This is a genomic window from Paenibacillus sp. VCA1 (genome assembly GCF_031583795.1).
GTDB classification, from domain to species: Bacteria; Bacillota; Bacilli; order Paenibacillales; family Paenibacillaceae; genus Paenibacillus_AQ; species Paenibacillus_AQ albilobatus.
In genome coordinates, this window is record NZ_JAVLSX010000009.1 from 65,415 (window position 1) to 76,080 (window position 10,666).

The window sequence follows — 10,666 nt, forward strand, 5'->3', positions numbered from 1 at the left end:
AACGGGCAGCCGTTCATGAAGCAGGCGTCTGGTTTGCGTTCGAATACAGCAGGGAACCGGGCTTGCGGCTAATCGGAAGCATCATGAGACCGACCATCAGCAGGATAAAGGCAATAAAATAAGGCGAAACGAAGTCGCGGAGCTGGCCGGCCGCAATCGGTCCGATAAAGGAGCCGATCGACATCGCGATGGACTGGAGCGAAAAGACCCGGCCCAGCTTGCTTCCGCCGCTTAGTTGAATAAACAGCGAGGCCATGGCGGGAAAAATGATCCCCTTGGCCGTTCCCAGGATAAACAAAGCGACATTGAGCGGGATTTTCTGAACGGCCGCGAGGCAGTAGAAGCAAACCGCGAGCAGAAAAAGGCCGCCCAGTACTCGTTTGTATGGAGAATAGCGGTTGAGGAAAAGCATGCTCAGCGTCACCAGCGCGCCGATGCTCATCACCGAAAAAAGAATGCCGGTGGACATGATGCCGTCCATGCCGGTCGCGCGCAGCGGGAGCTCGAAAAAGAGAATCCCCTGCGAGCATGAGATGACAAAAGGCAGAATATATATGCGCCAGGGGACCTGGAATTTCGGGACGGGTGCGGCCGTTCCGTCATCGGCTGGTCCGGAAGGGCGAACCGCTTTTTGCAGCGTACGCGGCAGGCTGAACACGGCCATGATGCCGGTTGCGATCAGCAGCCAGCCGAGGCTTTGAAAGGTAGCGGAATACCCGGCTTTGGCTACGATAAACGCACCCGCGGCAGGCGAAACGACGGAGGCGAGCGTATGCACGACACCGTGGCCGGACATGAACTTGCCCTGCGTCACGTTGTCCGAAGAGAGCGAGGCGAGCAGCGCCAGGCAGGCGGGGGAAAGAAAGGCAAGCACGAACCCGCTGATGGACCTGAGAACAAGCAGCTGCCAAGGGTAATGGACGAAGGATTGCAGCAGCAGCACGATTCCGGCCGACACGAGGCTGAAAATGATGTAGCGCCGGCTGCCATGCCGGTCGATCACAGTTCCCGCGATCAGGTTGCCCGGCAGATGCGTCAAGGCATAAAGGCCCATCATCCAGCCGATAAATACGGGCGCTGCCCCGAGAGATATGGCAAACGGCGTTAAAATGGGGTACTGGGCATGGAGATCGAAAAAAGCGAGAAACAAAAACATGTACAGCCAAATCGCGGTCTTCACCTCGAGCAGCTCCTTTCTTACGGAAGACAAGTCATAATATACCTTTACGCTTGTACGCCCCGTAATAGACCCTTATTTTTCAAGGGCGCGGAGGCCGGAACCAAAAGCGCGTACGGGCATAAGGTCGTGGGCTGACAGGCCATGTTCCGATCATGTATAATAAAAAAGTCTTTATTCTGATATCAAGCTTTAGCTGATGGGAGTGAATGTGAATGAATACGCAGGTATGGTCCGATTTCTTACAGCAAAACTGGCTGATTATCGTTATTGCTCTCATTGTGCTGTTTGTGGTCCTGAATCTGGTAAAGACCATGGTGAAATGGGCGATTGCCGTCATTATCGTCGTGGCGTTGGTGGTGTACAGCGGCGTTTCCCTTGATAAAATCAAGGACGTGGTGAATGACGTCAAGACGGAAACGGTCGACACGCTCAAAAGCGAAGCCACGAATCTCATGATGAAGGAAGCAAAAGAGGCGAAATATACATCGGATACGGCGGGGAACTTTACGATTACGACGCCGAACCTGGAGATGAAAGGCCGGAAGGGGAAGGACAAGGTGGAGGTATCGCTTCGCGGCGTTTCACTCGGGGAGTGGAAGGTCAGCGATACGGTGAAGTCGTTTATCGCCGAATCGAAGAACAACGGAAATGTCACTACGAAATAACAAGGCAGGCTTTTATGCGCCATGACATGCCGTGGAGGGAGGTTGTCTGATGCTGCAATCATGGATTCAAAGTCTGCGGGAATTTAATGCGATTTCGATCTTTTTGCTGGCGGTTATGCTGGTTTCGCTGCTTCAAGGCTGGAGCCGGGGAGCGTCCCGCTCGGCCGGAAGACTCCTCTCCCTGCTGCGGGAGGGAGTTTTTATTTTGGTGGCCTTGGTGCTCTCGGTGCCGTTTACGTTATGGGCATCACCCAAAGTGCAGGAGTGGCTGACGCAATATACGAGCGCGATTCCAAACCGCGATTTAAGCGTCTGGGAGCAGATATACTACACGTTTATGTCATCGATGGCCGATTTTCCGCTGCTGCGGTTTGCCGTACTGTTCATACTCAGCTACAGTATCATCCGCTTGCTGATGCGCTGGCTGACGGTGCTTGTTTTCGGCGGGAAAAACGCTTTGTTTGCCCCTGGCACGCGCCAGTCCGCATCGCTGTTAAGCCGGTTGGCGGGAGCCGTGATCGGCCTGCTGATCGGTGCGGGACGATGCATCGTCGTCGTGGCGCTGCTGTTCGTGTTCGCTTCGCTTTATCCCGACTCTTCTTTTACCCGTTACGTTGAGGCGTCGCCGATTTACCAGGAAGGCGCGAAACGGGTCATTGAGCCGTTATCCGGCAATTTGGTGAAGGACAAGCTGCCGGTATTTACGAAAGCGGTGGAAAAAGAACTCAACGGCATCTTGCAGCGCAAATACGAGGTTATCGACCATGCGATTCCGGACGACATCGATGCGACCGCCGCCGAAATCGTCAAAGGCGCCAAAACCGACGAAGAAAAGGCCAGACGGCTGTATGACTGGGTCGGCACCCGGGTGCAGTACGATTACGGCAAGGTCGACGATTACGAGCAAAAAGGCATTTGGCATGAGCAGACGCCGCAGGATACGTTCGATACGAAAAAAGGGGTGTGCATCGATTACGCCCGCCTCTATGCGATGATGGCCCGCTCGCAAGGACTTCAGGTCCGGGTGGTGACCGGGCAGGGGTATAACGGACAAGGCGGCTACGGCCCGCATGCATGGAACGAAGTGTATTTGAGCGGGCAAAAGAAATGGGTGCCGCTGGATCCGACATGGGCCAAAAGCGGCGACTGGTTTAATCCGCCGAATTTTGCGGCGACGCATATCCGGGACGGCGTATTCTCGTAAGCAGGGGAATCGCCCCAAAAATAAGGAGCTGTACCGTTCAGCCATGAGTGGCGCGGGCAGCTCCTTTTTATGTTTTTTTGCAGCGGTTTCGGCTCGAATCGGATCATGAAAGGGAACGCATTCACTTCAAAGTCATGCCCTCAAGCAGCGGATGCATTTCCGGCGGAATGCCGCTGCGCCTGCAAACATCCAGGGCGGTTTCCTCCTGCCGGACGGTAATCCCGGCGGTCAGCAGCAGGATGGCAAACCGGTTGGCCTGCCGCTCCAGCTTGCCCGGCGCGAAATAAGAGTGCTCCTCCAGGAAAAAGCGGTTAATCCCTTTATGCAGCCGATCATGTCCAAGCTCATGTGCGCAAACGAATCGCTGCCATTCGGGAGAAAGCTGGTTGTGTATGACGATAAACCGCCTTCGCAGCTTGCGGTAATACAGCCCTTTGGTCGATTTGCCAAGGTCGGTATAACGGATATGTATGCCAAGCGCGCGCGCAAGCTCGAAGGGACAGCTTGTTTTGTATTTGCGGGTTAATTTTCGAATGATCTCGTCCACCATGTTCACCTGCTTTGTCGTTTAGTCGAGGGCTGGCAGCGTGTGGAGGAGCTATTTTCCATCCGGCGAATCGCTTTGTTTTTTCTTTCTTTTGTTCATCTGCTTGGCTTCCCAGAACAGTCCGGTAAGAACGTCCTTGATCCGCCGCCGGTCCTCGTCATCCAGTGGAATCCCGTCAAACATCAGCTCGCCGTCCTCTTCCAGCATCTTTTTAAAATCGCGTTTGTCCTTGTACGTTGCCCAATCCGGCGTTGGCGCGGCTTCCTGCGCGAAGCTCCCGTTCGTTCCCTCCAAATATCCCGCCGCCGTCATCAGCTCTCCGTAGGAAGCGCCCATCGCATCGGCGAGCTTGCGGATGGTGGGGGCTTTCGGCACGCCGCGCACGCCGTTTTCCATCCTCGATATTTGCGAGTTGCTGATTCCCGCCGCTTCCGCCAGCTGGTTGATCGACATGCCTTTTTGTTCGCGAAGCTTCCTTAATAGCGTTCCAAATTCGTTTTCCACGGTTATGTCCACTCCTTTGCATCCTTCAGGACGCTGCAAACCTAAAATTGCCGCTTTCGTGCAATCTATTTTGCAGACCTTATCATCGGAACTTGCGTTCCCATCCATACTATAACGTGTTGTTGCCAAAAGGTAAAGAAAAAGGTGGAATTTATACCAAAAGGTATCGACGATAAAGAAATACCGTCCTTTTTCTTCGATTTTGCCGGTTTACGCCTTGTACCAAAAAGTGGTATGTTAACATCATTATACGAACAAAAATACGAACACGCCACAAATTTTTACTATTTTATTAATGAAGGAGTGCATACCTATGGAACAACTTTTGCCGGAACTGGACCGCCGCAAGACGCAAACCGCGATCGAGGCTTTATTTGAAAAATACCGCATTTATAAAACGATAACGTTCGAAGCAAGAGAAGCAAGCATGACGGCGTCATACACCGAACGGTTCCACGGCCCGACGAACGTTACGTCCGACCAGACGGCGCAAATCGCCGTTTACAACGTGGACGTGCCTGCGGCCCGCAGGGCGTATTGCGAAACGATCGAGTCGGTCGTCGACCGGCTTGGGGAACGGGAACGGTTAATCATCCGCGAGCGGTACATGAAGCAGGACGATGTGTTCGATTATAAAGTGTACAATTACATTTTGGATCCGCCGGTCAGCAAGGACACGTATACGAAAATCCGGACCCGGGCGTTTTACAAACTGGCGCTGGCTTTTGCCGATTTGGGACTGCTGAAGCTGGACGGGCTGCAAAAGCGCAAAGCGGTCGCATGCCATGAAAAATGATGTTTCGAAACCACTGGAGTTAACTCGCCGGTGGTTTTTTCATTCGAAAAAATAAGAACATACATTCGTACTTTTTTCATCCGACAGTGCGACTGAATCCGTCCGATTCCCCGTCAGCGCATCCGTTTGAAGGAGGTAAGATAGTATCATCGGAAATGAAATCAAGAGAACAACCGAAGACAAAAACTGTCGAAGTACGAACCGGCCCAAGCGGCCGGTTTTTTCATGGGCGGTTATCTTCTCTTGGATCATTTCCGGTGCGAATAGCTGGCAGAAAGGAGGAGCCGCAATGCAAAAGCAAGCTGAACTTGCAAGCATCGACAGCCTAACGGTGCGGCAGCCCCCGGTATGAGGGCGGCACTCAAGCAGGCGATTGGGGAGATTGTCCCGCTGCTGAAAGATCGGCTGTACGACGTGCAGCCTCCGGCGGACGGAGCCGCGGAGCCGTGCGGCGTGATCGCTTTTGGCGAAGAGATCTGGAAATCGGCCTGGGCGGGATACCGGCAGGTGGTTCGGCTGAAGCTCTATGCCGGCGCTGCCGGCCTGGATCAAGCGGATCAGTGGGCGGAGTCGCTTATCCATGGTCTGCACCGCAAACGCGTGGCGCATCCCGACGAAACGCCGTTTACGCTCTATTTTCTCGGGGCAAGGGAAGCCGAGAGGCTGGAGCCTGCGACAGGCAAAGCGGTACGAACGCTGCGTTTTGCCGTGTACGTTCCGGAAGAAGGATCGAGCGGTTCGGATCCCGGCACGGATGAATGGTTAAGCGCGTTGGCGGGATGGACCGGGAAGCTGTTGGGCGGACCTTGGACGGTATACCGGACGGCATGGCCGCCCGGCCCGGATGACCAAGCCGTGCTGTGGCGGATGGCCGGTTGCGAGACGAAAATGGCGGGAGCTTCGCTTTACGAGGTTCGCAAACATTTCGTAGGGCATATCACGGCGCCCAATCCGGACGATGAACAGCGCGCGGTCGTGTCGATCGTGGAAGGTCTGGGAACCCAGGTGCAGCTGCCCATTAGCACCGACCAGCGCAGGTACATGTCCGTGACGGAAGCATCGGCCGATTTGAACGCGGATGCTTTTTTGGACGGGCAGGTGAAGCTGACGCTGGTGCAGCGGCGGATGCGGCCGGCCGAGGAGGCGGCGCTCATCCGCAGGGTAGAAATTCATCCGATGTTGAAATGAGGTGTTTTGCAAATGGCTGTTAAAAAGACGGCACAAACCGGAAGCGCCGACGGCGCGCCGCGTTACAAGGTTTCGGAGCTGGCGGCCCGCGCCGAAGATTTGTTTGACGTGAAGGAAGAAGTTATGGCGGGCGCTTTTTACGGTGAAAAGGACAAAACGTTTACGGTAGCGGAAGCAAAAGCAAAAATCGAACAATTCATGAAAGCGAAGGTGGATTAATTATGGCAGGCGGAACATGGGAGAACACGAATAAACCGGTATTGCCGGGACTTTATATGAATTTCAAGGCGGCGGCCGCTTCGGCGATCCAAGGCGGCTCCCGCGGCACGGTGCTTGTGCCGGTAAAAGCGAACTGGGGACCGGTGCGCGAATTTGTGGAAATCGGAAGCGAAACGGCCATTGGGCAAGTGTATTCGACGGACGCCGTTGACGGCGCGACGGCTTATCCGGCGCTGTATCTTGCGCTGCTTGGCGGGCCGAAGAAGCTGGTTGCGTACCGTCTCGCCGACGATACGGCGGCGCAGGCAAGCCTGACGTTGCAAAACGCGGATGCGACGCCGCAGGACGTGCTGCAGCTGCAGGCCAAATATCCGGGAAGCCGCGGCAATGGTTTCACCGTAACGGTGCAGCCGGCGCTCGGCGAGCCTAACGCGAAGGAGCTTCGCCTGTACGAGGGCGCCAAACTGCTTGGCACCTATAAAGGAGCCGACGGCACGGCGGCTTCGATCGCCGAACAAATCAACAAGGACGGCGGCAACGTCTGGGTAACGGCCAAAGTGGTTGGACAAGGCGGAACGCCTGCCGACATCAGCGGCGCAGCTTTTACGGGAGGCGCAAGCGGCAACGGCAAGCTGACGAACGCCGATTACATCGCCGTGCAGGAAGCGGCGGAAGGCCAGGATTTCGACGTGCTGGCGCTCGACTACGCCGCCGATATGGCCCTCCTGCAAAGCTTCGCGGCCTGGATCAAACGGATGCGCCGCGAAGGCCGGGGTGTCGTGGCCGTATTCGGCGGATCGGCTGCGGATGATACGGCCAAAGATGCCGTCAAGCTGGCTGCGTCCCGTTCGCTGGCGCTCAATCACGAAGGCATCATCAATGTCGGCACTGGCGTGCGCCTCGCCGGCACCGACTACAGCTCCGCGCAAACGGCGGCTTACGTTGCGGGCCTCATTGCCGGACAGCGGCTGAACCAGTCCGCGACGTATGCGGTGACGCCGTTTGAAGACGTGACCCGCCGCTGGACCCGCTCCGAGCAGGAGGAAGCGGTGAAAAACGGCGTGTTCCTGCTCTTTTTCGACGGCCGTCAGGTCAAAGCGCTGCGCGGGATCAACAGCTTGGTAACCCCTGCGGAAGGCCAGAACAACGCCTGGAAAAAAATCCGCTCCATTCGCGTCATGGATGCGATTAACGCCGATCTTCAGCGCGCCGCGGAGCAATCGTATATCGGCAAAGTGAACAACACCGAGGAAGGCCGTCTGGCGCTGATCGGCGCCGTGAAGGAATATTTGGCCCAGTTGTCCTTAAGCAGCGTCATCGAGCCAAACGGCTACGACGTCATTTTGGACCCTGCATACTACGGCGACAGCGCCGTCAGCAAACCGGAGCCGGATCAGGTGTTCCTGCAGTGGAACGTAAAGCTGACCGACGTAATGGAGCAGCTGTTCGGAACATTTTACGTGCAGTAAGGATTTTTTCAAAAATGCCCGCTGAACGATTCAGCGGCTAAAACCATCATCTCATGAACATTTAAATATCAAGGAGGAAAAAAACTATGTTGGATGCTTCGAGAGTCATTATGGGGACGTATGGCCAGGCCTATATCGATGGGGTGTGGCAGACGCATATTAACAAGCTGGAAGCGAGCGTCGAGGTCGAGAAGAAGGAACTGAACCTGGTCGGCCGGGACTGGAAAGTGCATAAAAACGGCGCCAAAAAAGGCAGCGGCACGATGAGCGGCTATAAAGTCACGTCGGACATGATCCAGCGAGGCTTCTCCAAGTTCGACATCATTTCCAAGCTCGACGATCCGGAATCTTTCGGCCATGAGCGCGTGCGCCTGATTAACTGCATGCCGGACAAAATCCAGCTCGCCAACTGGTCAGCCGGCGAAGAGGTACAGGAAGAGACGCCATTTACGTTCGAAGGTTATGAGTTGGTAGACCCGATCGTCGGCAACTAAGGCAATTTACATTTTGGGATAAAGGAGAATGAAACATGAGCGTGCATGAACAGATGACGGAAGAGCAAATTTTGGACAGCCTGTTTGAGGCTGCGGAAAAATTGCCGGAAGCGACCGTCCGCATCAAACGTTTGGATATGAAAATCGTGCTGCACGGACTGACCTCCAGCAAAGTGGACAGCATCCGCGAGCGCTGCATGATCCGCCGCACCGTGAAAGGTTCGGTGGAAGAAAAGGTGGACAGCGAGACGTTTAACGCCTTGCTTATCGCGGAAGCGACCAGAAAGCTGGAAGTGAAAGGCTTGTCCTTGAGCGGCTGGGGCGATCCGCGGATTACGAGCCGGATGAAGCTGTCCGGCGGGGAGCAGGCGGTGCGCCGCATGCTGCTGGCAGGCGAACTGGACGCCGTCGGCGACAAAGTGCTGGAGCTGTCCGGCTTCGGGGTCGACATCGATGACTTAAAAAACTGATCCACTCCGGGGGAATGACGACGATGCTGTATCATCTGTGGGTACGGCATCACCTTCGTCCCGGAGATTTCTGGCGGCTGCCGCGCGGTGAACGCCTGCTTCTGATCGCTTTTGCCGAAGAAGAGATGGACCGCCTGGCAGCTCAAATTTTGGACCGATGAGGAGGTGACAAATATATGGCTGAAACGATGAATTACCGGATGAACCTGGTCATCGACCCGAAAAACGTCATCAAGGCGAACCGCGAGCTGCGCGCCATGGAGCGTTACTTCGAGCGTATCCAAGGGCGTGTGCTGCGCATTGGCCGCACCCGCATGGCGCCGGAGATCGTGCTGAAGGACCGGGCCTCGAAGGGGCTGGACAACCTGCTGCGCAAGCTGCAGCGGGTGCGGTCGGAAGTGGTAAATGCTTCGGGGACGGTGACGTTGAAGGTAAAACATGAGAAGGCAAAACAAAAGCATGATAACAAGGGAACACAAGAGCAGACCAAAGGCAAAAAAATTGCATTAAAAGCTCCGCCGATGCCGAAGATCGTGTTGGTTTTTCCTGATTTTACGCCGATTGTTCAGGCTATGAATCTTAATTCCTTAGCGTCGACTTTAAATTCTCGACTTCTAGATGCAAACTCGGGGCATCTTTCCGAGTTAGCCAAAGCATTAAGCTCTATCCAAATTGGAGGCGCTTCAGGTGCAAAAGAGGAGGAAAAGCCAAAATCATTCTGGGAGAAGTTTAAGTCGGGTGTAGACTTCACCACAAGTGCGGTATCTACTGTTAAAGGGGTTAAAGATACTAAGAATAGTTGGAAAGATTTAAAAAAGAATTGGGACGATCAAGATCCAATTAGTGGGAACACCAGGCGTGAGAAAGTTACAAATACCGTCAAGAAATTATGGACAAACAAGGGCAAAGTAGTCGACCTTGCCTCATCATTAGCTGACACCCTCGAAGGAGGGACCGGTGTTGCTGATTCCGTCATGGGTTTTTTCTCAGGCGGTGGTTCAAGCTCTGCCAGCAGTGGCATCATTAGCAATACCGCCAACCAAGTTGGCGGAAGCGGATCGGGTGTTCTCGGAAAGATGCTAAAAGGCGGGCTTAAAAGATCTCTGGGGATCGCCTCGGTTGCTATGGATGCAGTAAGCATCGCTAATGCCAAACCGGGAAAAGAGCGTGCCGAAGCCATCGGTTCCGCAGCCGGAGGGACGATTGGCTCAGTACTTGGCGGTGCCGTGGGATCGCTTATCCCCATTCCTGTGGTAGGTACGGCGATTGGTTCGGCCGTCGGAGGTGCGGTTGGAGATTTTGTCGGTGGGAAAATTGGCGGCTTTATAGCCGATAGCGCTCCAAAAATCTCAAACTGGTTTTCCAAAAATATTTTGGGCAAAAAGGATAAGCCAAAAGAGAAAGAGGACGTTTCAAAGAAACCGGATGTCATTACTGCACCTTACAATCCAGAAAAGAAACCTGTACTGCAGAATGCTCCTTACAATCCGAGCAATCCACCGGCAGTGCATACAGCTCCGCTGATTCAGGGTCCGTCCTTACCGCCTTATCCTCCGTCGTTTCCGTACTACCAAAGTTATCATATGGGTATGGGGATGGCTTCGCCACAAAACCCGAACATGGCCGGACCTGGCCCCCGCATGCAGTCTGCAGTGACAAACAACGCTACTTCGGCAGGCGGAAAAATGCCGCAGGTTGTCCAGATCAGTCCGGAGCAAATGACAACATTGTCGGGATTTTTGCGGGACATGAAAACCGAAACAACGACCCAATACAACCTGCCGCCCGGCGCCGTACAAGTCACTGTTCACGAGGAATATCCGGTCGACGTCGAGGGCATTATCCAGCAAGTCGGCCAGCGTTTGCGGGCGGAATTCGCGAAGGCGACGCAAAATCGAAAACCGCAGTCTATGGCGCTTGCTTAAAGCGA

Annotated in this window: 13 protein-coding genes; 10 read left to right on the forward strand and 3 right to left on the reverse strand. The window is 54.7% G+C overall.

The genetic code is table 11. The features are described 5' to 3' along the window. Positions 1-13: 13 nt before the first annotated feature. The gene (locus RJP21_RS20375; protein ID WP_310860938.1) at positions 14-1,180 is read right to left on the reverse strand and encodes an MFS transporter; all 1,167 of its coding nucleotides are present in this window, start codon (positions 1,178-1,180) and stop codon (positions 14-16) included. 212 nt (positions 1,181-1,392) lie between these two features. Between RJP21_RS20375 and RJP21_RS20380 the strand changes: the two genes are divergently transcribed. Continuing rightward, positions 1,393-1,845 (forward strand): hypothetical protein, encoded by a 453-nt coding sequence (locus tag RJP21_RS20380; protein ID WP_160044238.1) that lies wholly within the window; start codon positions 1,393-1,395, stop codon positions 1,843-1,845. A 49-nt stretch (positions 1,846-1,894) separates the two neighbouring features. Continuing rightward, positions 1,895-3,049 (forward strand): transglutaminase domain-containing protein, encoded by a 1,155-nt coding sequence (locus tag RJP21_RS20385; RefSeq protein ID WP_310860939.1) that lies wholly within the window; start codon positions 1,895-1,897, stop codon positions 3,047-3,049. A gap of 121 nt (positions 3,050-3,170) precedes the next feature. Here RJP21_RS20385 and RJP21_RS20390 read toward each other — a convergent pair whose 3' ends face one another. Both RJP21_RS20390 and RJP21_RS20395 read right to left on the reverse strand, forming a co-directional pair. Continuing rightward, positions 3,171-3,599 carry an ImmA/IrrE family metallo-endopeptidase gene (locus tag RJP21_RS20390; RefSeq protein WP_397386249.1) on the reverse strand — a complete coding sequence of 143 codons (429 nt, stop codon included), beginning with the start codon at positions 3,597-3,599 and terminating at the stop codon, positions 3,171-3,173. Positions 3,600-3,647: 48 nt separating this feature from the next. After that, positions 3,648-4,100 carry a helix-turn-helix domain-containing protein gene (locus RJP21_RS20395; RefSeq protein WP_310860940.1) on the reverse strand — a complete coding sequence of 151 codons (453 nt, stop codon included), beginning with the start codon at positions 4,098-4,100 and terminating at the stop codon, positions 3,648-3,650. 313 nt (positions 4,101-4,413) lie between these two features. Here RJP21_RS20395 and RJP21_RS20400 point away from each other — a divergent pair, with 313 nt between their 5' ends. From RJP21_RS20400 to RJP21_RS20435, 8 genes are all read left to right on the forward strand, one after another. Continuing rightward, the gene (locus RJP21_RS20400) at positions 4,414-4,896 is read left to right on the forward strand and encodes an ArpU family phage packaging/lysis transcriptional regulator (protein WP_160044242.1); all 483 of its coding nucleotides are present in this window, start codon (positions 4,414-4,416) and stop codon (positions 4,894-4,896) included. A 348-nt stretch (positions 4,897-5,244) separates the two neighbouring features. Next, a complete protein-coding gene (locus RJP21_RS20405; protein WP_310860941.1) occupies positions 5,245-6,084 on the forward strand; it encodes a hypothetical protein in 840 nt (279 codons plus the stop codon). A 12-nt stretch (positions 6,085-6,096) separates the two neighbouring features. After that, positions 6,097-6,303: a YqzN/YkzM domain-containing protein gene (locus tag RJP21_RS20410; RefSeq protein WP_160044244.1), complete on the forward strand. Its 207-nt coding sequence runs from the start codon at positions 6,097-6,099 to the stop codon at positions 6,301-6,303. Between the two features lie 2 nt (positions 6,304-6,305). Further along, the gene (locus RJP21_RS20415; protein WP_310860942.1) at positions 6,306-7,772 is read left to right on the forward strand and encodes a phage tail sheath family protein; all 1,467 of its coding nucleotides are present in this window, start codon (positions 6,306-6,308) and stop codon (positions 7,770-7,772) included. Between the two features lie 86 nt (positions 7,773-7,858). Then, on the forward strand, positions 7,859-8,266 hold the full coding sequence (locus RJP21_RS20420) for a phage tail tube protein (RefSeq protein WP_310860943.1): 408 nt from the start codon (positions 7,859-7,861) through the stop codon (positions 8,264-8,266). Between the two features lie 35 nt (positions 8,267-8,301). After that, complete coding sequence (locus RJP21_RS20425; protein WP_310860944.1) at positions 8,302-8,736, forward strand: phage tail assembly chaperone; 435 nt, start codon at positions 8,302-8,304, stop codon at positions 8,734-8,736. Between the two features lie 23 nt (positions 8,737-8,759). After that, on the forward strand, positions 8,760-8,897 hold the full coding sequence (locus RJP21_RS20430) for a hypothetical protein (RefSeq protein ID WP_201452216.1): 138 nt from the start codon (positions 8,760-8,762) through the stop codon (positions 8,895-8,897). Between the two features lie 15 nt (positions 8,898-8,912). Beyond that, positions 8,913-10,661, forward strand: a complete 1,749-nt coding sequence (locus tag RJP21_RS20435; protein WP_310860945.1) for a hypothetical protein — start codon at positions 8,913-8,915, stop codon at positions 10,659-10,661. The last annotated feature ends 5 nt before the right edge of the window (positions 10,662-10,666 follow it).